The sequence below is a fragment of the Pseudomonas sp. TE9122 genome (genome assembly GCF_056278925.1).
Genome location: NZ_JBWBQI010000001.1, coordinates 1,065,040 through 1,088,033 on the forward strand (window position 1 = coordinate 1,065,040; position 22,994 = coordinate 1,088,033).

11 protein-coding genes are annotated in these 22,994 nt (G+C 60.4%); 5 read left to right on the forward strand and 6 right to left on the reverse strand.

Annotated elements, in window-relative coordinates:
- The first annotated feature begins 258 nt into the window (after positions 1-258).
- Positions 259-1,152 carry a LysR family transcriptional regulator gene (locus ACZ9BE_RS04715; RefSeq protein WP_095180681.1) on the forward strand — a complete coding sequence of 298 codons (894 nt, stop codon included), beginning with the start codon at positions 259-261 and terminating at the stop codon, positions 1,150-1,152.
- Between the two features lie 7 nt (positions 1,153-1,159).
- Entirely contained in the window at positions 1,160-1,756 is a 597-nt protein-coding gene (locus ACZ9BE_RS04720; protein ID WP_476248962.1) for a tRNA-uridine aminocarboxypropyltransferase, read from the forward strand.
- Between the two features lie 118 nt (positions 1,757-1,874).
- Here the strand turns inward: ACZ9BE_RS04720 and ACZ9BE_RS04725 are convergent, their stop codons facing one another.
- From ACZ9BE_RS04725 to ACZ9BE_RS04735, 3 genes are all read right to left on the reverse strand, one after another.
- Entirely contained in the window at positions 1,875-3,236 is a 1,362-nt protein-coding gene (locus tag ACZ9BE_RS04725) for an HlyD family type I secretion periplasmic adaptor subunit (protein WP_476248963.1), read from the reverse strand.
- Positions 3,237-3,246: 10 nt separating this feature from the next.
- Complete coding sequence (locus ACZ9BE_RS04730; RefSeq protein WP_150636600.1) at positions 3,247-5,406, reverse strand: type I secretion system permease/ATPase; 2,160 nt, start codon at positions 5,404-5,406, stop codon at positions 3,247-3,249.
- Positions 5,407-5,567: 161 nt separating this feature from the next.
- Positions 5,568-6,926 (reverse strand): TolC family outer membrane protein, encoded by a 1,359-nt coding sequence (locus ACZ9BE_RS04735; protein WP_016771146.1) that lies wholly within the window; start codon positions 6,924-6,926, stop codon positions 5,568-5,570.
- Positions 6,927-7,458: 532 nt separating this feature from the next.
- On the opposite strand from ACZ9BE_RS04735, the gene ACZ9BE_RS04740 reads away from it, so the two are divergent.
- Positions 7,459-15,306, forward strand: a complete 7,848-nt coding sequence (locus ACZ9BE_RS04740) for a retention module-containing protein (RefSeq protein WP_476248964.1) — start codon at positions 7,459-7,461, stop codon at positions 15,304-15,306.
- A 167-nt stretch (positions 15,307-15,473) separates the two neighbouring features.
- Here the strand turns inward: ACZ9BE_RS04740 and ACZ9BE_RS04745 are convergent, their stop codons facing one another.
- From ACZ9BE_RS04745 to ACZ9BE_RS04755, 3 genes are all read right to left on the reverse strand, one after another.
- Positions 15,474-18,494: an Ig-like domain-containing protein gene (locus tag ACZ9BE_RS04745; protein WP_476248965.1), complete on the reverse strand. Its 3,021-nt coding sequence runs from the start codon at positions 18,492-18,494 to the stop codon at positions 15,474-15,476.
- Between the two features lie 149 nt (positions 18,495-18,643).
- A complete protein-coding gene (locus ACZ9BE_RS04750; RefSeq protein WP_056783699.1) occupies positions 18,644-19,039 on the reverse strand; it encodes a YbaN family protein in 396 nt (131 codons plus the stop codon).
- 10 nt (positions 19,040-19,049) lie between these two features.
- Positions 19,050-19,637, reverse strand: coding sequence for a UPF0149 family protein (locus ACZ9BE_RS04755; protein WP_101158594.1), 588 nt, complete (start codon positions 19,635-19,637; stop codon positions 19,050-19,052).
- Between the two features lie 406 nt (positions 19,638-20,043).
- Here ACZ9BE_RS04755 and recQ point away from each other — a divergent pair, with 406 nt between their 5' ends.
- Together recQ and ACZ9BE_RS04765 are read left to right on the forward strand one after the other, a co-directional pair.
- On the forward strand, positions 20,044-22,173 hold the full coding sequence (gene recQ, locus ACZ9BE_RS04760; protein ID WP_476248966.1) for a DNA helicase RecQ: 2,130 nt from the start codon (positions 20,044-20,046) through the stop codon (positions 22,171-22,173).
- Positions 22,174-22,480: 307 nt separating this feature from the next.
- Entirely contained in the window at positions 22,481-22,915 is a 435-nt protein-coding gene (locus ACZ9BE_RS04765) for a MarR family transcriptional regulator (RefSeq protein ID WP_016771142.1), read from the forward strand.
- The last annotated feature ends 79 nt before the right edge of the window (positions 22,916-22,994 follow it).

A 22,994-nucleotide genomic window follows, 5' to 3' on the forward strand; every position in this document is an offset into this window, starting at 1 on the left:
CTAAACTAATGGGAGAGGTGGGATTAGACTTTGGTGGGTTCGAATGAAGTGTATGGCTGAAGATTGTTGCCCTCACCCCATCCCTCTCCCAGAGGGAGAGGGGGCCGACCGAGTTGTTGGCGGAATCTGCATCGACCTGAAAAATCGAGTCGAACTCAGGATTTGAAAGCCATGGAGATCGGCTCCCTCTCCCTCGGGGAGAGGGCTGGGGTGAGGGGCTTTTCCCACATACACACAGTTGCAAAGCCCGGAGTAGACATGGCCAACGCTTTACCCGACCTGAAACTCCTGCGCATCTTCGTCAGCGTCGTGCGCCATCAGGGTTTTGCCAACGCGCAGCAGGAACTCAACCTGTCGACCTCGGCGATCAGCACTTACATGAGCCAGCTCGAAACCGCGCTCGGTCTGGTGTTGTGCCATCGCGGGCGCGGTGGCTTCAGCCTGACCAGCAAGGGCGAGCTGTTCCATCAGGAAACCCTGCGCCTGCTCGCCGAGCTTGAAGGCTTCGAGCAATACGCCGCCGCGCTGAAGGGCGAACTGCGCGGCACGCTCAACCTTGGCGTGATCGATTCCACGGTCAGCGACAAGGCCCTGCCGTTTGCCGAAGCCATCGGCGCCTACAGCCAGGAACACCCGGCGGTGCATCTGCACCTGTCGGTGATGAGCCCTTATGAATTGCAACTCGGCGTGCAGGACAATCGCCTCGATCTGGCCATCGGTGCGTTTTCCACGCGCATGAGCGGTCTGGTCTACATGCCGCTGTACCGCGAGCAGCACTGGCTGTATTGCAGCAGTCGTCACCCGTTGTTCAACGAGCGGCGCATCCCCGAGCAGGTCATCACCCAGCAACGAATGGTCGGGCGCGGTTACTGGAGTCAGGCGGAACTGGCCCGCCACGGTTTCAAACACAGTGCCGCGACCGTGGAAAGTATGGAAGCGCAGCTGATTCTGGTGCTCTCCGGCGCCTACATCGGTTATCTGCCGGAGCACTACGCGCAGGCCTGGGCCGACAAGGGCGATCTGCGCGTTCTGCTGCCAGCGACCTTCGGTTATCAGGCGCCGTTTTCGATGATCATGCGCAGGGGCCGCAGCCGCGAGCCGCTGATCCAGACCTTCCGCGATTTGCTCAAAGCGCAGCTCAATCAGGCTTGAGAAAAAAATGTCCCGACCACAATGCCCGCGCTGCCTGCGCCCCCAGACCCACTGCCTGTGCCCGTTGATTCCGCACCTCGATAGCCGCACCCGGGTATTGCTGCTGCAGCATCCGAGCGAGGTCAGTCACGCGCTCAATACCGCGCGGCTGGCGGTGCTGGGACTGAGCAATGCCGAGCTGATTGTCGGCGAGGTATTCGAAGATTTGCCGAAACTGTTGAACCGGCCGGGTTATCAGGCGCGCTTGCTGTTCCCGGCTGACGATGCGCAGTCGTTGCAGGTTTACGCGCCAAATGATCAGCCAATGTTGCTGGTCGTCCCGGACGGCACCTGGCGCAAAGCGCGCAAGATGCTGCACCTCAACCCGCTGCTGGCAGCACTGCCACGGGTGACCCTGGCCGAGGGCGGCGTGTCGCGCTATCGCCTGCGCAAGGCGCCGGGGCCGGGGGCGTTATCGACGATCGAGGCGATCGTCCAGGCGCTCGAAACCCTCGAAGCACCGACGACGTTTGCGCCGTTACTGAAACCGTTTGAAGCGCTGATCGAAGGGCAGATTGCGGCGATGGGGGAGGAGACCTTTCAGCGTAACCATGGCGACAAATGATCATTGTCTGTGCGGGCCTCTTCGCGAGCAGGCTCGCTCCCACAGGGGAATGCATACCAATTGTGGGAGCGAGCCTGCTCGCGAAAGCGCCAGATCAATCACCGCAATTCAAAGATCACTAGCGCTCACGCATCGCCTCGGTCCGCGCTTTCAGCACCGGTTTGAGCAAGTAATCCAAGACGCTTTTCTCGCCGGTAATGATGTCCACCGTCGCCACCATCCCCGGGATGATCAGCAGCGGTTTGACATCGCCGCCCAGGTGATTCTTGTCGGTGCGCACCTGAATCAGATAGAAGCTGTTGCCCTTGTCGTCGGTAATCGTATCGGCGCCGATCAGCTCGAGTTTGGCGCTCAGCCCGCCGTAAATCGTGTAGTCGTAGGCACTGAACTTGACCATGGCTTTCTGGCCCGGATGCAGGAACGCGACGTCTTGCGGGCGGACCTTGGCTTCGATCAGCAGGTTGTCTTCCAGCGGCACGATTTCGACCATGTCGCTGCCCGGCTGGACCACGCCGCCGATGGTGTTGACCTTCATCTGCTTGATCACGCCACGCACCGGCGACGTCACCGTAGTGCGGCTGACGCGATCGTCGATGGCGATGCTCGACGCGGTGATTTTCGACAGGTCGGTGCGTTTCTCATTCAGCTCTTTGGCGGCCTCGGAGCGGAAGGTTTGCTCGGATTCGTCGATCTTGCTGCGAATTTCGGCAATCGCCGATTCGGCGCGGGGAATCGCCAGCGTGGTGGCGTTCAGCGAACCGCGAATTTCCACGGCACTGCGCCTGAGGCGGAGGATTTCCACCGGTGAAACGGCGCCGGTTTTGACCAGCGGTTCCGACATGTTCATCTCTTGCTGCAACAACGCGAGGCTGGAGCTGAACTGGCCTTGCTTGGAACGAAACTCCGCCAGTTCCTGGGTTTTCTGCCGCAGCTGTTCGCTGAGAGTGCGCTGTTCGCTGGCCAAGCGGCGTTGGCGTTGCTCGTACAGTGAGCGTTCATCCTCGGCAACTTGCGGCGCTTTGGCGATGACTTCAGCGGAGAGTTTGAAGGGGCGTCCCTCGGCCTCCGCTGACAAGCGTTCAACCTGCGCGGTCAGCGCGTAACGGTCGGCCTCGCTCTCGCCCTTGTTCGAGCGAAAGCGCGTGTCATCCAGACGCAGCAGGGTGTCGCCCTTGCTGACCATTTGACCTTCGCGAACGAATATCTCGGTGACAATGCCGCCCTCGAGATTCTGGATCACCTGGACCTTGCTCGACGGGATCGCCTTGCCTTCGCCCATGGTCACTTCTTCGAGCACGGCAAATTTGGCCCAGACCAGGGCGGCGATCAGCAGCGCTGCCGCCAGCCATACGGTGATCCGCGATTTGCGCGGCGAATCCTGCAACGCCGCGCCGGCGGTTTCCGGCATGAACTCGGCTTCGGCACTTTTGCCGAAGCTGTCGAAGTAGCCGCGCTTGTTGCTATCGGAAGAAGCAGGCATGGCGTAACTCCTAGACCGCCGCCGAGCCGACACGGCCCTTGCGCAGCGCTTCGATGACTGCTTCTTTCGGGCCGTCAGCGACGACCCGGCCGTTGTCCAGCACCAGCAACCGGTCCACCAGGCTCAGCATTGAGGTGCGGTGGGTGACCAGCAGCAGGGTTTTGCCTTGCACCCAGCCATGCAGTTTCTGCCGCAGCGCATCTTCGCTGCTGTTGTCCATGGCGCTGGTGGGTTCGTCGAGCAGCATGATCGGTGGATCGAGCAGTAACGCGCGCGCCAGCAACACCGCCTGGCGCTGGCCGCCGGAAAGCAATTGCCCGCGTTCGCCCACCGGTCGGTCGAAACCTTGCGGGTGTTGCCGGGCCAGTTCAGTGACGCCGGTGAGTTCGGCGACTTCGAGCATGCGTGAGTCGCTGATGTAACGCGCGCCCAGGGTCAGGTTGTCGCGCAGGCTGCCAGCCAGCAGCGGCAGGTCGTGGGCGACATAACCTATCTGCTGGCGCAGGTCAGCCACGTCCAGTTGGCGCAGGTCGAGGCCGTCGAGCAGCAGTTGGCCTTCCTCCGCTTCATAAAAGCCCATGACCAGCCGCGCCAACGTGCTTTTGCCCGAACCGCTGCGGCCGATGATGCCGACCCGCTCGCCGGCTTTCAGGCTGAAGCTGACTTCGCTCAGCGCCGGCGCATTCTGGCCGTTGTAGTGGAATGTCACGCCGCTGACGTCGAGGGCACCTTGCAGCTGCGTACGTTCCAGTGGTCGTTGTTTGCCGTCGCGCTCCTGCGGCAGGGCCATCAGCGCGTCGGTGCTTTTCATCGTCAGTTGCGCTTGCTGGTAGCGGGTGATCAGCCCGGCGATCTGGCCGAGCGGGGCGAGCACGCGGCTGCCGAGCATGTAAGTGGCAACCAGCGCGCCGACGCTGAGGTTGCCGGCAATGATGCTGTAGACCCCGGCAACAATCGTCGCCATCCCGGAAAACTGCTGGATGAACAGCGTGCCGTTGGTGGCCAGCGCCGACAGGTTGCGCGCATGACTGTCGAGGCGGGTGAGGGCGCCGTGGGTGCTTTCCCATTTGTGCTGACGCTCGCTTTCGGCGCCGCAGGCCTTGAGGGTTTCCAGGCCTCCGAGGGTTTCGATCAGCACCGCCTGACGCTCCGCGCCGAGGCTCAGGCTTTTTTGCACGGTGTCACGCAGGCGCACCTGAATCACCATGGCGAAGATGATGGTGATCGGAAACGCCAGCAGTGGAATCACCACCAGCCAGCCGCCGAGCAGGCCGATCACCACCAGCATCAACACCACAAAGGGCAAGTCGATCAGGCTGGTCAGGGTCACGGCGGTGAGAAATTCACGCAGGCCCTGGAAATCGTGAATGCTCTGCGCAAAGCCGCCGATGGTCGCCGGCCGCGCTTTCATCGACATCCCGGTGATGCGCTCGAACAACGTTGCCGAGAGGATCACATCGGTTTTCTTCCCGGCGGTGTCGAGCAGGTGCGCACGGACCACGCGCAGCACCAGTTCAAAACCGGTGCCGATCAACAGGCCGATCGACAGCACCCACAGCGTCGAGGTCGCCTGATTGGGTACCACGCGATCGTAGGTCTGCATGACGAACAGCGGCACCATCAGGCCCAGCAAATTGATCAGGAAACTGGCGAGAATCGCATCGCTGTACAGCCATTTCGACAGTTTAAGAGTGTCGCGAAACCACGCATTTACCCGTGGCACCAGCGGCGCGCGCAGGTCTTCGAGTTCATGGCGCGGGCGGGCGAACAAGGCCTGGCCGCTGTAGTGCTCGTTGAGTTCTTCGCGGCTGACCCATTGCTCGCCGCCGTCGGCTTCGCTGGGCAGCAGCAGGGCTTTGCCATCCTCGCCAAACCGCCGCAGCACAGCGGTGCGGCCGTCGTTGAGCAGCAGCAGGATCGGCAGGTTCAGCGGTGAAATGTCTTTCAGGTCACGGCGCAACAACCGCGCCTGTAATCCGGCCCGCGCTGCTGCGCGGGGCAGCAGATCGAGGCTCAGGCGTTGTTTGTTCAGGGGCAGCCCGGCGCTCAGGCTGGCACGACTGACCGTGGCGCCATGCAGTTTGCAGAGGATCAGCAGACCGTCGAGTAACGGATCGTCGAAGCTCAGGCGCGGATCGACCCCGGTGGCGCCGGGTTCCATGCTGGTCATAGTGATTGCCTCTGTTGAACGGGCTCGGTTATCGGATCGTTCCCACGCTCTGCGTGGGAATGCAGCCCGTGACGCTCCGCGTCACTGGACGCGGAGCGTCCCTTGAGGCATTCCCACGCAGAGCGTGGGAACGATCAGGGCAAAGTCAGTTCCTGCACCGTTTATTTCAGTTCCGGCAGGCGCGCCTGGTTTTTCACTTCGGTCGTGGCAATCGCATCAGCCGGCAGCACCACGCGTTGCTTGCTCAGCAACTGGCCCATGTTCGCCAGCACGCGATACATCGAGTATTCCTCGGTGTAGCGGATTTCGGTGTAGCGACGGTTGGCGTTGTACAGCTCGTTTTCGCTGTCGAGCAGGTCGAGCAGGGTGCGTTGGCCGAGGCCGAACTGGTCCTGATAAGCGGCGCGCACGCGTTTGGTGGTTTCGGCGTATTCGCGGGCCGTCGGCGTCTGCTTCTTGGCGTTCTCCATGGCGTTCCAGGCCAGGCGAATGTTCTCGTTGAGCTGACGCAGGGCGTTGTTGCGGATGTCCATCGCCTGATTGATGTCGTGGGCATTCGCGGCCAGACGTGCCTTGTCGCTGCCGCCACGGAACAGGTTGTAGTTCATCACCACACCGACACGCCATTCGTTGTCGTGGCCTTCGTCGCCCTGCACGTTGTTGTTCGCGCCCACTGCCGCTTCCGCGTCGAAGCGCGGGTAGAACGGCGACTTGGCCACTTCGTACTGGCTCTCGGCGGACTGCACGTCAGCCTGGGCCGATTTCAGGTACGGGTTGTTGTCGACCATGCTTTGCTGCGCTTCACGCAGGTCCGGTGGCATCTCACCGCGAGTCGAGGCCGGGGTTTCCAGCTCATCGGGCATGCGTCCGACCACGCTGTAGAAATTCGATTCGGCGTCAGCCAGATCGACTTCGGCGGTGTCGAGGTTGTTCTGCGCCAGTGCACGACGGGCAACCGATTGATCCGAGTCTGCAGTGCTGCCGATGCCGCGCTCGGTGCGCAGGCCGATCTGATCGTTGACGCGCAAGTGCGCCTGCAAATTGTTCTTGGCCAGCGTCACCAGTTCCCGACGCTTGAGCACTTCGAGGTAGACCTCGATGGTGCGCAGGGCCAGATCCTGCGCGGTGCCTTGCGCGTAGTAGGCGCGCGAGTTGGACACGCCCTTGGTGCGCTCGACCTCGTTGGCGGTGTTGAAACCGTCAAAGATCATCTGCCGCAAGCGCAGCTCCGACTGGGTGTAATTGAGGATTTCGGTGTTGTGGTTACCGAAAGCGCGGGTGTTGGTGTTGTCGCTGTAGCCGCGCCCGTAGGCGGCGTTCAGATCGACCGACGGATAAAACCCGCCCTTGGCCACTTTCACCTGTTCATCCGCTGACAGGCGGGCGTCCACGCGCGAAGCCAGTTCCGGGTGAGTGGCGATGGTGCTTTGAATCGCCTCGGTGAGGTTCATCGCCTGGGCTTGGGAAGTGCAAGCCATGGCCAGCAAAACCGCGCTGCAGAGGGGGGTTAAAACGCGCATGGGTGCATCTCCCTGGATCTCAATGTTGTGTTACCGTCGCCAAATATTTGACGTAAATTTTGGGTATAAGCGTTTCACTCTTGTAACAACAGAGCTAAGAACATCCTAGAGCGTAGCTAAGAAAAAATTTTCATAAGGTTTATTCCAAAAAAAACTTATGCGGTTTTTCAAAAGCAGCACATTGTTCAGCTCGAAAGCCTTTGTTTTATGCGCTTTAGGGAGCTCGAAAAGGCTTGAGGAAAGTTCCATTCACTTTGCGAGACACTGCGAAGTACTGCTGAAGGGGAGGGACGCGTAACGGCGAATGAGCGACAGATTTTTGTCACTCGGGTGATTCACCACCGTTACGTAGCGCTAGTGGGTCGGCGGATTGAACAGGGTTGGCAAGTGCTTGATAGCGCTGACAATTCACCTCAAACCGGGCCTGCGAAACGAACTGTCGAGGGTGCGAGCGTCGCCCCCGGCAACCCGATTGAGCCATGGGCTGCTTCGCGAACCTGTGCCGACGGTGGTCGGCAGCGGAGGATTTCACATGGCAGCGCTCATCGGTACGGTCACAAAAGTCATTGGTCAGGTGTTCGCTCAGGCGAGCGACGGCATCAAGCGTCCGTTGTTCGAAGGCGATCGTTTGTACGCTGGCGATCAACTGATCACCGGCGCGGAAGGCGCGGTGGCAGTGAAACTGCAAAACGGCGAGGAATTGACCCTCGGCCGGGGCAGCAGCATCACCATGACCGGGCAATTGCTGGCCGACCAGGCTGTGCCGGTGAACGTCGACGAAGCGCAGACCCCAAGCCAGGTGCAACTGACCGATGTCGAGCAGATCCAGAAAGCCATTGCCGCCGGTGAAGACCCAAGCAAAACTGCCGAAGCCACTGCGGCCGGCCCCAACGCGCCCACCGGCAATACCGGTGAACTGGGCGGCGGGCACAGTTTCGTTCTACTGACCGAAGTCGGTGGCCGGGTCGATCCGATCATCGGTTTCCCCACTGCCGGCTTCAATGGCATTCCCGAATTTCCCGAGTATCGTCGCGACGCGGACATCGATAATGGCGACGACACGCCAGCGCCGGTCGTGGTGCCACCGCCACCGGTGAACAATCCAATCATCCTCAACGGCCTCGACGCGGCGGGCGGCGAGCTGAACCTCAATGAAGCCAATCTGCCTGACGGTACAGCGGCCAATCCAGGCGCGCTGACGCAAAGTGGCAGCTTCACGGTCTCGGCAGCGGATGGTTTGAACAGCCTGAGCATCGGCGGCATCAACGTGATTGTTGGCGGCGTGCCGATCGGCTTTCCCCAGTCGATCACCACGCAACTGGGCAACACCCTGACCATCACCGGTTACAACGCGGCGACCGGCACGGTCAGCTACAGCTACACCCTCAACGGCAACGAAACCCACGCGGCCGGCGATGGCGTGAACAATCTCAGCGAACAGTTCACCGTGATCGCCACCGACAGCAATGGCGACAGCGCCACTGGCACGCTGGACGTGAATATCACCGACGACGTACCCAAAGCGTTTGACGACGCCAACGGCATTGCCTCGGAAACCTTGCTGACCCTTACCGGCAACGTGCTTACCAACGACGTGCAAGGTGCCGACCGCGTACCGACAGGCCCGGTTACGCCCGGCACGTTCACCGGTACTTACGGCACCTTGGTTCTGAACGCCGACGGCACCTACACCTACACGCTCAATACCAGCGATGCCGATTTCAAAGCCTTGACCGGCGGCGGTAACGGCACAGAGACCTTCGCCTACACCATCACCGATGCCGACGGCGATAGCAGCAGCGCCAATCTGGTTCTGCAGATCCACAACAACGACGATCCAGTCATCATTGATGGCCTGAACGTCGCCGGTGGCGAGCTGACGATCTACGAAAAAAACCTCAGCGACGGCAGCGCCCCTGACGCTGGCGCGCTGACGCAAAACGGCACGTTCACCATCACCGCACTGGACGGCGTCACCACGCTGACCGTCGGCGGCATCGCCGTGGTGACCAACGGCGTCGCCGCAGGCTTCCCGCAATCGATCACCACACCACTGGGCAGCACGCTGACCATCACTGGTTTCAACGCTGCAACCGGCGTGGTCAGTTACAGCTATTCCCTGGCCGACAATGAAGCGCATCCGAACGCCAACGGCGCGAATAATCTGCCTGAGCAGTTCGCAGTCACGGTGGTCGATGACAACGGCACGACGGCCACCGGCACCCTCGACGTAAACATCGTCGACGACCTGCCGAAAGCCAACGACGACAGCAACGGTACCGCCTCGGAAAGCCAACTGACCCTGACCGGCAACGTCCTGACCAACGACGTGCAAGGTGCCGACCGCGTACCGACAGGCCCGGTTACGCCCGGCACGTTCACCGGTACTTACGGCACCTTGGTTCTGAACGCCGACGGCACTTACACCTACACCCTGAATACCAGCGATGCCGATTTCAAAGCCTTGACCGGTGGCGGCAACGGCACAGAGACCTTCGCCTACACCATCACTGATGCCGACGGCGATTCCAGCACTGCCAATCTGGTTCTGCAGATCCACAACAACGACGATCCAGTCACCATCGACGGCCTGAACGTCGCCGGTGGCGAGTTGACGGTTTACGAGAAAAATCTCGGCGACGGCAGCGCCCCGGACACTGGCGCGCTGACGCAGAACGGCACCTTCACCATCACTGCACTGGACGGCGTCACCACGCTGACCGTTGGCGGCATCGCCGTGGTGACCAGCGGCGTCGCCGCAGGCTTCCCGCAATCGATCACCACACCACTGGGCAGCACGCTGACCATCACCGGTTTCAACGCTGCAACCGGCGTAGTCAGTTACAGCTACACCCTGGCCGACAACGAAGCGCATCCGAACGCCAACGGCGCGAATAATCTGCCTGAGCAGTTCGCGGTCACGGTCGTTGATGACAACGGCACTACCGCCACCGGCACCCTCGACGTCAACATCGTCGACGACCTGCCGAAAGCCAACGATGACAGCAATGGTACCGCCTCGGAAAGCCAACTGACCCTGACCGGCAACGTCCTGACCAACGACGTGCAAGGTGCCGACCGCGTACCGACAGGCCCGGTTACGCCCGGCACGTTCACCGGTACTTACGGCACCTTGGTTCTGAACGCCGACGGCACTTACACCTACACCCTGAACACCAGCGATGCCGATTTCAAAGCCTTGACCGGCGGCGGTAACGGTACAGAGACCTTCGCCTACACCATCACTGATGCCGACGGCGATAGCAGCACTGCCAATCTCGTACTGAATATCCACAACAATGACGATCCGGTGCTGCTCAACGGCCTCGACGTCAACGGTGGCGAACTCACCGTCTACGAAAAAAATCTCAGCGACGGCACCAGCCCCAACACCCCAGCTCTGACCCAGAACGGCACCTTCACCGTCAGCGCTCTCGATGGTCTGCAGACCCTCACAGTCGGCGGCATCGCGGTGATCACCAACGGCGTGGCCGCAGGTTTCCCGCAATCGGTGATCACACCCCTGGGCAGCACCTTGACCATCACCGGTTATGACCCGGCGACCGGCGTAGTCAGTTACAGCTACACCCTGGCCGACAACGAAGCCCATCCAACCGCCAACGGCGCCAACAGCCTCACCGAGAACTTCGACGTCGTCGCGACGGACACCGATGGCAGTACCGCCAGCGGCCAGATCAACGTCAACATCGTCGACGATTTACCGACCGCGCATGCGGACGCGGCTTCGGTGGCGGAGGGCGGCACCGTCAGCGGCAATGTGCTGGATAACGATATCGGCGGCGCGGATGGCCCGGCGATTACCGGCGCAGTCGTCGGCGTGCGTGCCGGTGCCGACACCTCGACTTCGGCCATCGGCGGGCTCAATTCGCAGATCAACGGCACCTACGGCTACCTCACGCTTGATGCCAACGGTAACGCCGTTTATCACAGCAATCCCAACGCGGTGAACGGTCCGGGTGCGGTGGATGTGTTCACCTACACCGTGCGCGATTCCGATGGTGATGAAAGCACCACGACGATCACCATCGACGTCTATAACAGCTGCCTGAAAGCGGTCAGCGACACTGACGTCACCGTCTACGAAAAAGCCCTCGACCTGAACAGGGATGGCCAGGATCTGGCGGCGGGCAGTGTGGTCGGCAGCGATCCAAACAGCACTGGCGAAACCGCTTCCGGCACCCTGGTCGGCTCGGTCACCGGTGCAGTCGGTGCGATCAGCTATGCACTGGTCGGCAGCGCCACCGGTAATTACGGGCAGATCGTCCTCAATGCCAATGGCACTTACACCTACACCCTGACTTCGCCAGCGACCACCACGCCGCATGCTGACGACGGCGCCAACAGCCTGAGCGAAACCTTCACCTATCAGGCCACCGATTCGCTGGGCAATGTCGTCACCAGCACGATCGTTGTGAGCATCGTCGATGACGTGCCGAAGGCGCTGAATGACAGCAATGCCGTCAGCGCAACCGAAGCCCAGTTGACCCTGACCGGCAACGTCCTCGACAACGACGTGCAGGGCGCCGACCGGGTCGCCGGCGGCCCGGTAACCGCCGGTACTTTCACTGGCACTTACGGCACGCTGGTGCTCAACGCCAACGGCACTTACACCTACACGCTGGACGCCAATGACGCCGACTTCAAAAACCTCCATGGCGGCGGCAACGGCACGGAAACCTTCGCCTACACCATCACCGATGCCGACGGCGACACCAGCACCGCCAACCTGGTGTTGAACATCCACAACAATGACGATCCGGTGTGCCTCGACGGCCTCAACGTGAAGGGCGGCGAAATCACTGTTTACGAGAAAAACCTCAGCGACGGCAGCAACCCCGACACCTCGGCGCTGAGCCGGAGCGGCAGCTTCACCGTGACCGCTCTTGATGGCCTGCAAACCCTCACGGTCGGCGGCATTGCGGTGATCAGCAATGGCGTCGCCGCCGGTTTGCCGCAATCGGTGGTCTCGCCACTGGGCAGCACCTTCACCATCACCGGTTACGATCCGGCCACCGGCGTGGTCAGTTACAGCTACACCCTGGTCGACAACGAAGCTCATCCGAACGCCAACGGTGCCAACAGCCTCAGCGAGAGCTTCGACGTGGTCGCCACTGATACCGATGGCAGTACCGCCAGCGGTCAGATCAACGTCAATATCGTCGACGATTTGCCGACTGCCAACGCCGATACCGGCTCGGTAGCGGAGGGCGGCACGGTCAATGTCAGTGTGCTCGGCAATGACCTCAGCGGCGCCGATGGTGCCGCAACGGTGGTCGGCGTGCGCGCCGGCAGCAACACCGCGACATCAGCCAGCGGCGGGCTCAACAGCAACATCAACGGCAACTACGGCTACCTGACCCTCGACGCGGCGGGCAATGCGGTTTACCACAGCAACCCGAACTCGGTGAGCCCGCCGGGCGCGACCGACACGTTCACCTACACCATCCGTGACAGCGATGGCGATGAAAGCACCACGACGCTGACCATCAACGTCGCCGACAGCAAACTGGTCGCCTCGGTCGATCAGGATGTGACGGTCTATGAAAAAGCCCTCGACCTGAACAAGGATGGCCAGGATCTCGCCCCCGGCACAGTCACCGGCAGCGAACCGGGCAATACCGGTGAAACCGCCAGCGGCACGCTGGTCGGTTCGGTCAGTGGCGGCAGCGGCGCGATCACTTACACCCTGGTCGGCAACGCCACCGGTAGCTACGGGCAACTGCTGCTCAACGCTGACGGCACCTACACCTACACGCTGACCTCGGCGCCGAAAACCGCGCCGAACGCCAACGACGGGCCGAACACCCTCAGCGAAACGTTCACCTACAAAGCCACCGATGCACTGGGCAACAGCACCACCAGCACCCTCGTGGTCAACATCGTCGACGACATACCGAAAGCCGTTGCCTCGGATCGCTCGGTAACCGCAGTGGAGATCGATTCGAACATTCTCATCGTCCTCGACATCTCCGGCAGTATGGCTGATGCCTCTGGCGTGCCGGGCCTGTCGCGGCTGGCACTGGCCAAGCAGGCCATTGGTGCCTTGCTCGACAAGTACGATGATCTGGGCGATGTGAAAGTGCAGCTGGTGACGTTCAGCAGCAATGCCGCCGACCGCACCACCGTGTGGGTGGATGTCGCCACCGCCAAGACACTCCTCGCCGGTCTCAACGCTGGCGGCGGCACCAACTACGATGCTGCCGTAGCAGTGATGCAGACCGCGTTCAACACCTCCGGCAAACTCACCGGGGCACAGAACGTCGGCTACTTCTTCTCTGACGGCAAGCCCAACGAGGGCGACATCGGCACGGCTGACGAAGCCGCGCTGAAAAACTTCCTCGACGCCAACAACATCAAGAACTACGCCATTGGTCTGGGCAGTGGCGTGAGCAACGCCAACCTCGATCCGCTGGCCTACGATGGCATCAACCACACCAATACCAATGCGGTGGTGGTCACCGATCTCAATCAGCTCAACTCGGTATTGTCCGGCACCGTGCAGGGCGCGCCGGTCACCGGTTCGCTGCTGGGCGAGGGCGGTTCGTTCGGCGCCGATGGCGGTTTCATCAAGTCGATCGTGGTCGACGGCACCACCTACACCTACGATCCGAAAGCCCTCAGTGGCCAGGGTTCGTTGACCGCGAGCGGCGGCGCCAATCACGGCACCTTCAATACCGCCAACAACAGCGTCAGCATTGCCACCAACAACAGCGGCACGCTGGTGGTCAATCTTGATACCGGCGAATACAGCTACACCTCGCAGAAAACCACCGCCGTGGTGATCACCGAAAACATCGGTTTCACCGTCAGCGACAACGACGGCGATCTGGCCAGCTCCACCCTGACGGTGAAAGTGATCCCCAACGCGCCACCGCTGGCGATGGACGATCACGTCATCACCAACGTGCTGTCGGGCAACATCGTGGTGCCGGGCGAGCTGTTGCTGGCCAATGACACCGATCCGAACGGCGACACCCTCAACGCCACACCCACCAGTTTCAATACCGGTTGGGTGTCGAAAGCGGCGGACTTCACCGGCAGCGGCCTGATCGGCTTCACTGGGCAGACCAATAACGCAGCCAACCAGAATCTGGCCAATGTGCGCAGCGCCTTCAGCGCCAATGCCGCGACCATGACCGCCGTGCTGGTGGTCAGCGGTTATCTGGGCATGGTGAGCAACAGCAATGCCAACGATGAAGACCGCATTACCGTCAATCTGCGTCAGGGCGAAACCCTCAATCTGGATCACAATCTGGGTGCCGGTAAGATCAGCATGGAGTATTCGCTCAATGGCGGTGCCTGGATGGCGCTGGCGGACGGCCAGACCCTCAGCGCCTCGGCGGACGGCGTCTACCAGATTCACATCACCAACATTGGTAATGGTGGCGGCAACCCGAATGCGGCGGAGAACTACCAGCTGACCATGACCCTCAACTACGCCGCGGCCCACGACATCACGCCGGACTACCACGGCACTTACGCCGCCAACGACAACCACGGCGGCAGCGACACGGCCAACATCAGCATCAGCTATCAGGACGGCCACACCCTGACTGGCACTGCTGGCGACGATGTGTTGGTGGCGGGCAGCGGCAACAACGTGATCAATGCCGGCGACGGCAACGACGTACTCACGGCAGGCTCCGGCAATAACGAAATGCACGGCGACGCTGGCAACGATTTGCTCTACAGCGGCGCGGGCAACGATCTGCTCGACGGCGGCACTGGCAGCGACACCGCCAGCTACGCCCACGCCACAGCCGCCGTCACCGTCAATCTCGGCCTGCTGGGTGCGCAGAACACCCTCGGCGCCGGTACCGATACGCTGACCGGCATCGAAAACCTGCTCGGCTCCAACTTCAACGACAGCCTCACCGGCGACGGCAACAACAACGTGATCAACGGTGGCCTCGGCAACGACTTCCTCAATGGCGGCGCTGGCGATGACTTACTGATTGGTGGCATGGGCAACAATACGCTGACGGGCGGGGCAGGGGCCGACACCTTCCAGTGGCTCAAGGGCAACAGCGGCCATGACCTGATTACCGATTTCACCCCCGGTACCGACAGGCTCGATCTGTCGCAACTGCTGCAAGGCGAAAACGCCAGTACCGCGTCGCTGGACGACTATCTGCACTTCACCGTCAGCGGCAGCGGCGCCTCGGTGATGACCAGCATCGACGTCAGCGCCATGGCCGGCGCCGCGCCGAGCCAGACCATCGACCTGGCCGGCGTCAACCTCGCCAGCCACTACGGCGTGACCCCGGGCGCAGGCGGCATGATTGCCAGCGGTCACGACACAGCGACGATCATCAGCGGCATGCTCAATGATCATTCGTTGAAGGTGGATACGGTTTGAGCTGAGGTCTGAAACAACAAAACCCGCCGCCCCGGTTGATTCGGGACGGTGGGTTTTGTCTGTCTGTAGAGACGTGTTGTCTTTAAGTCAGCCTTCGCGAGCAGGCTCGCTCCCACAGGGGAGAGCGGTGAAACTGTGGGAGCGAGCCTGCTCGCGAAGAGGCCGGTTTATCCGTAAATGGGATAGATACACCATGGAGCCCATCGGGCATTCAGGTCCGGATGGCAAACAATTCCGCCATTGGCATGCGCATATATCGACCGCGAGTTGCTCGGGCAACCGCCTTCATCGCACATCCGGTATATGCCCCCAGCGGCTATTGGCCAATAAGGATCGGGTCCATATACCACTTGCATTGTGTGCAGTGCACCACCCATGGCTTCTGCGCCCGGAATGCTGTATCGCCAGTTGAGCGCCTCTTGGTGTGTCATGCCGTAGCCGCCGATAGCCAACTGATAAACATTCGTCACACTGACGTAATAAGAAAATGAGCTGAATCGGTCCTGTACGGTAATGTACGTATTGCCGTTACGTATGCCCGTGACTTTCCCGTTGCCGTCGACATAAGCCACGTTCGGATTACTGCTTCTGTAGGTGATCGGGTGGACGCCTGTAGACGGGACGGCGGCGCGGATTTGGGTATTGTTTGGAAAATCTGCACTGTGAGTGTGGCGCCATGCATAAACTCTCAGTCCTGACAGGGCCATGGCGCTGTTGTTGACTTGCAGCGCTTTGCGCAGCGTGAACGAGCGTAAAGGAGAGAGAAGACCGTCGCCATAGAGTGCTCGAATCTGCACGACTGTCAGTACATCGACAACGAGCCCCTTCAATAGCGTCGAAAATTTCCCGTCCTTGTCTGTGGTCAATGTCTCTATCGACTCGCCATTCACCAGAACTTCAACCTGCTGTTCTACGCTCGCAGTTCCCTCGATCGTGACATTCGGATCAACCGTCAGGTCGCTATGCGGAATCTCCCTGTTCTGCGAGTCCTTAATCAGTGTGATGACCGGCTGCAACTCAACCAGAGATTCGATCTGATAGGTCTGGTGGGGAAATTCCACTGGATTGCCGCGCAACCCCAGGCGCACGGAAAATATCAATGTCGCCGTACTGCCGCTTTTGAGATTTTTCAACACTTCCAGCGTCGGCGTTGACAGTTCCCGTATCAGCCCGGCGCTGGTGACGCTCGCCTCCGCGTTCATGATGACGTGGCGAACAGGGTTGTCTTTGCTGTCGATGCCGATCAGCACCAGCGTCATGCTCTGGCCCGGCCGTTGTCCGTGCCAGAGGTTGACCGCCAATTTGTCTGCGCTGGTCAGTTTTTTTACGTCCAGGATTGCGTTATCAATGCCAATGATTCGCGGTCTCGGAAACCTGGGATCCTGATCAGCGATCAGTTTGAAAGAAATCTCAGTTTCCGGAGAAGATCCGATTTTCTTGCCGTCCTGATTCAGGTTGAATTTGAATCGCACGGTTTCACCGTGAAGCGCCACAATGAGGCGCCTGTCGAACGTAAAGCGGGCTTGTTTGGCCGAATCCAGATCTACCAGCGGGAAGCGATCAAATCCCAAGGGCAGTGGTGTGCACACCAGGCGAACCTTCTCGGTCTTGGCATCGAGATATTCCACCAGCATGCTCGGCAGCGCTGCCAAGGGATCAAGCGGATTAGTGAAAGGCGATACCAGTGAGGGCGGCGTGAGGACAAGCTCCTTGGGATCGCCGATCTTCAACTGCGCGATATCGGAAAAGACTTCACTTTCGCCGGGATTGGTGATGGTGGCCTGCACGGCCAGTCTCGCGCTGGCGTAGGGCTTGATGTACTCGTTCTCGGCCTCGAAAACGATGGGCTTTGAAGGATCCGTTACAAGCTGTCCCCAAGTAAACCGTACCAACTTGCCGTTGATGTCTGTGGTCTGCCAATGCAGCTTGACCTCTGCCCCTTGTTTCAAGGGCCAGAAACTGGCGACATTTATAAAGGCTTTGGCAGTGTCGACTGCCAGCTCACCTTCCACCAGTGGGGTGACCTCCGGTGCTCCCAGTGGCAAGGATTTACCCGCAACGGTGACGTCAGCAGGTTTGGAAAGTTTGGACTGACCTGCTCTGGTCAGAATATAAGTTGCCCGTAAACTTCCACCTATCACATTTTGAATGCGGAAATTTTCCACGGGAAAGTTCAGTGTCTTGCTGTCTACGGTCACCGTTAAAGAATAGGTATGAGTGACTGGCACGTTGTTTCGGGTGAATCCTTCCAGTGTCAGGGCGATCACATCGTTGATCGCAAAACTGCCCGTCAGGAGAATGTTCGTCGGGCCGCCTGCAAGCCAGTCATGGTGTATTACGTCGTCGGCATCGGACTGCTCGAAAATCGGCGCGGTCAGCAGGGTTATTACGGGCTTGAACGGCAGAATGAGCGGTTCCGAAAAACCACTGGAGTTCTCGACAACGTCATAAACGCTCCAGCGCACCACCAGATTGCTGGTTTGTTGCAATTTGCCGAGCAAGTCAGGCGTCAGCTTGAAAACGATGTCGGCCGAGTCGTCGGTCACGACGAAGTCCAGCCGCAGCGAACCAAATGTCAGCACGACCGTATCGCCGATCTGCTGATTGAAGTAATGCTTGACCGTGACTTCCATGCCCTCTTTGATGACGTTCTGATCGACGATACTTTCCGATGCGATCGGCAGCTTGAGGCCCTGATTGGAAGGCTTGCCGCCGTCAATGTCCGCTTCGCCCGGAGCGGGATGTTTGAACCAGAGTTGTGAGTGTGGCGATTCCCCCGGGTTGCCGCTCAGTCTCGTGACTTTAATCCAGCAATCCAGCCTGACGTCGGTAAACGGCAGGAATTTCTCCTCGAGGGTTTCAGCTGTAATGTAAAAAAGTACGGTTTTAGGGGTCTTTCCATCGGCCTCAAAATCGTCCTCTGTAAGGGCGAAATCAATCACGGACGAAGGGGTGGTGACATCGGGTCTATCGAGGAAGACTTCGATACGGTCACCGAGGGCTTGAGACAGATACGCCGGGAGACTGAAGCCCAATCCGTTAATGTTCTGAGCAATCATGGCGATGTTGATACCGTAGCTCTGGTCAGTTTGCAGCTTGTGCAGAAGTGGTTGCGGCGGATAGAGGGCCAGCACACCGATACCGGAACGCGGCGCAGGAGGGAATATCAGGTATTGTGAGCTGGTCATGAATTTTCGCCTTCCATACGGGGCGCTTACCTGGGCTGTCAGCGCCGATACGGAAGAATTAAGCATGCGACGTTAAAGCGCGCACCTGTCAACTCTGACAGGTGCGGACGGATATCGGATGAACGGTTGTGCCGCCGACGGTGGAGCAATCAGCGTTTTTTCAAGGTCTTCTGCCGCACAATATAAACCGTCACCAACACCGCACTCGTCAGCATGAACCCACGCGCCCAAACCAACGGCACCAGATAACACGAGAACAGAATGCTCACCCACATCAGGCCGATCGCGTAGACCTTGCCTTTGAGCGGGATGCCGTTGCCTTCGAGGTAGTCGCGAATCCATGGCCCCAGCCGTGGATGTTCGACCAGCCAGCGATAGAAGCGCGGAGAGCTGCGCGCGAAGCAGGCCGCGGCGAGCAGGAGGAAGGGGGTGGTGGGCAGGACCGGCAGGAAGATGCCGATCACCCCCAATGCGACGCTGAGCCAGCCGATGGCCAGCAGGACGTAGCGCAACATCAGGGGGCGGTTGCCTATGGGGTTGTCCATAGGCCGGTTCTTAGTGATGACGAGGCTTGAGGATCGCCGGTTTTTCGTCGGGGGCCTGGCACAGCAGATACAGCGCGGTCAGGGCTTCCGGGATCTGAACGATCATGTCGTCCATCAGGTTGGCGTCCTTGGCGATGTCTTCGAACTCAGGCTGCTCGTCGAACAGGCCGGAACCGACCATGATCGGCAGGAGCATTTCGCTGACTTCTTCTTCGGCGGTTTCGAACCAGGCCGCTTCACGCAGGAACACGCCTTCCATGAAACCGATGCACCAGCCGCGCAGTTCGGAATCGTCCGGCTCTTCGCCCAGATCCAGTTCGCACGGCAATTCGAATTCTTCATCCGAGGCCAGTTGGCGAGCGATGTGTGCTTTGAGGCCGATCAGTGTGGCTTCGATTTCGGCACGCTGGGCTTCGTCGGCGTAATGCGGCTCTTCGGCGAACAGCGCGTCGATCCACTCGCGCTCCGGAACGTCTTCGGAGCAGATAGACAGCGCGGTCAGGTAACCGTGGGCGGCGACGTAATCCAGCGCCTCGTCGTGCAGCTCGTCGGCATCGAGGAAGACTTGCAGGCGGGTCAGTTGCTCAGCGAAGGACATTACGGGGCTACCTTGGGGAATAAACAATGCGGGAATTCTAGGCTTTCTTGCGCGCTCTAGCCAGCCGCTTGGCAGATTTGCCCGAATTACCGGCCTCACTGGAAAGATGAATAACCCTGTGGGAGCGAGCCTGCTCGCGAAGGCGGTGTATCAGGCACTTTTGCATCGACTGACAGGTCGCTTTCGCGAGCAGGCTCGCTCCCACAGGGTTTTGTGTGTGGCAGGTTTATCAGGTGTCTTCTCAGCGGCACCCTGTGCGGCGAAGGCCTCGGGTATACTGCCGCGTTTTGCGATCCCTGCTGGCGCTGCGCTGGTCATGCAATGTGTTCTTACGTTTTGTTTAAGCAGCCGAAGCTGCTCTGAACCAGCCTGAGCAGGGATGTATCGGTAGATTTTTGGAGTTTTTATGCTCGAACAGGCTCAACGCGTCCTCAAGGACATCTTCGGCTACGACAGTTTCCGTGGCCGTCAGGGTGCGATCATTGAGCGCGTGGCCAGCGGCGGTGATGCGCTGGTGCTGATGCCTACCGGTGGCGGCAAGTCGTTGTGCTTCCAGGTGCCGGCACTGTTGCGCGAGGGCCTGGCGGTGGTCGTTTCGCCGTTGATCGCGCTGATGGACGATCAGGTCGCCACCCTTGAAGAACTGGGCGTCGCCGCCGCTGCGCTGAACTCCACGCTGAGTGCCGAGCAGCAGCGTGATCTCGCCCTGCGGATCAAGCGCGGCGAAGTGAAAATGCTCTATCTCGCGCCCGAGCGTCTGGTGCAGCCACGCATGCTGGCGTTCCTGCAAAGCCTGGAAATCGCCCTGTTTGCCATCGACGAAGCGCATTGCGTATCGCAATGGGGCCACGATTTCCGTCGCGAATACCTGCAACTGGGTCAATTGGCCGAGCTGTTCCCCAACGTTCCGCGCATTGCCCTCACCGCGACCGCCGACAAGCGCACCCGCGAAGAAATTGTCGATCGCCTGCACCTGCAGAACGCCGAGCGCTTTCTGTCGAGTTTCGACCGCCCGAACATCTTCTATCGCATCGTGCCCAAGGAGCAGCCGCGCAAACAGTTGCTGGCGTTCCTCGCCGAACGGCGCAGCGACGCCGGCATCGTTTACTGCCTGTCGCGCAAGAAGGTCGAAGAAGTTGCGGCGTTCCTCAGCGAGCAGGGCTTCCCGGCGCTGCCGTATCACGCCGGTCTGCCCAACGATCTGCGCGCCTATCACCAGAAGCGCTTCCTCAACGAGGAAGGCCTGATCATGGTCGCCACCGTGGCGTTCGGCATGGGCATCGACAAGCCCAACGTACGCTTTGTCGCGCACCTCGATCTGCCGAAATCTCTCGAGGCGTATTACCAGGAAACCGGGCGCGGCGGCCGTGACGGGCTGCCGGCGGATGCGTGGATGGCCTACGGTCTGCAAGACGTGGTGATGCTCAAGCAGATGCTGCAGAACTCCGAAGGCGACGAGCGGCACAAGCGTCTGGAGCAGCACAAGCTCGACGCGATGCTCTCGCTGTGCGAAGAAACCCGCTGCCGCCGGCAGGCGTTGCTGGCCTATTTCGATGAAGACATGCCTGAGCCGTGCGGGCATTGCGACAACTGTGTCGACGGCGTGCAGACCTGGGACGCCACCGAACCTGCTCGTCAGGCCTTGTCGGCGATTTTCCGCACCGGCCAGCGCTATGGCGTCGGTCATCTGGTCGACGTGTTGCTGGGCAAGGACAACGAAAAGGTGCGCAGCTTCGGCCATCAGCATTTGTCGGTGTTCGGCGTTGGCAAGGCGTTGAGCGAGAGCGAGTGGCGCTCGCTGTTCCGCCAGCTGGTGGCGCGTGGGTTGGCCGATGTCGATCACGAGGGTTATGGCGGTCTGCGTCTTAATGACAGTTGCCGGCCGCTGCTCAAAGGCGAAGTGAAGCTGGAACTGCGCCGCGACCTGAAACCGCAAGTCACTGCCAAAACGGGCAGCAAGAGCCAGGCCAGCCAACTGGTGCGCGGCGAGGAACGCGAACAGTGGGAAGCCTTGCGCGCACTGCGGCGCAAATTGGCCGAAGAACACGGCGTGCCGCCGTACGTCATCTTCCCCGACTCGACGTTGTTGGAAATGCTCCGCAGCCAGCCGACGTCTCTGGCGGAAATGGCCCGGGTCAGCGGCGTCGGCGCACGCAAGCTGGAGCGCTATGGCGAAGCCTTCCTCGAAGTGCTCGGCGGCGAGGCGGAGGCGCCGAAGGTGGTCGCCGATGTCCGTCACGAGCTGATCACCCTGGCCCGCGCCGGCATGACCCCGCTGCAGATCGCCGGGCAGTTGCAGTGCTCGGAGAAGAACGTCTACGCCATGCTCGCCGAAGCCATCGGCAAGCAGCAGTTGTCGCTGGAGCAGGCGCTGGATTTGCCTGAGGAATTGATGGGCGAAGTGCAGGACGCGTTTCTCGATGGCGAGGGCGAGTTGCCGTCCGTCGCCGAAGTCGCCGAGTTGTTCGCCGGACGTGTTCCTGAAGGCGTGCTTTATTGTGTGCGGGCGGCGTTGCTGTCTGAATTCGAGATGTAATCTGGCCGTTCCCTAACCCCAGCTCTCTCCCACAGGGAGAGGGAGCCGACCGCGGTGTCTGGCGGCAGACTCGACCTGCAAAACCGAGTCGATTATGGATTCAGCGAGCGCTGTCGGGTCGGCGAATTTTCAAAGCATCCCCCGCTCAGTTCCCTCTCCCTCTGGGAGAGGGCTAGGGTGAGGGGCTTTTGATCTTCGCGCAGTTGTAACGATTCAGTACAGAGCCACTCTTGCCTATAACTGCCGCCCATGCTTAGCTGACTAATAATTAGATTTTCCGTATTTTCAGTCTAACCGTGAGTGTTTTATGCCGTTAACCGATCAACATCGCTTTGGTATGCAACTGGCCCAGATGTCCCGTGGCTGGCGTGCCGAACTGGATCGTCGCCTCGCCGGGCTGGGCCTGTCGCAGGCGCGCTGGCTGGTGCTGCTGCATCTGGCGCGTTTTGAAGAGGCGCCTACCCAACGCGAACTGGCCCAGAGTGTCGGCGTCGAAGGCCCGACCCTGGCGCGCTTGCTCGATAGTCTGGAGAACCAGGGACTGGTGCAACGCCAGTCCGTGATGGAAGACCGCCGGGCGAAAAAAATCGTGCTCTGCGCACCTGCCTTGCCCCTGATCGAACAAATCGAAACCATTGCCACGCAACTGCGTCACGAACTGTTCGAAGGTGTCGACGAGGCGGATCTGAAGGTGTGCATGCGCGTGCACGGGCACATTCTGGCCAACTTGGAAAAATCTTGAGGCACATCCCGGCAGCGATTTTTTGAGAGATCGCGCTGAGCCGACTATAAGAACTACTGGGCAATATCGTGTTCGTACC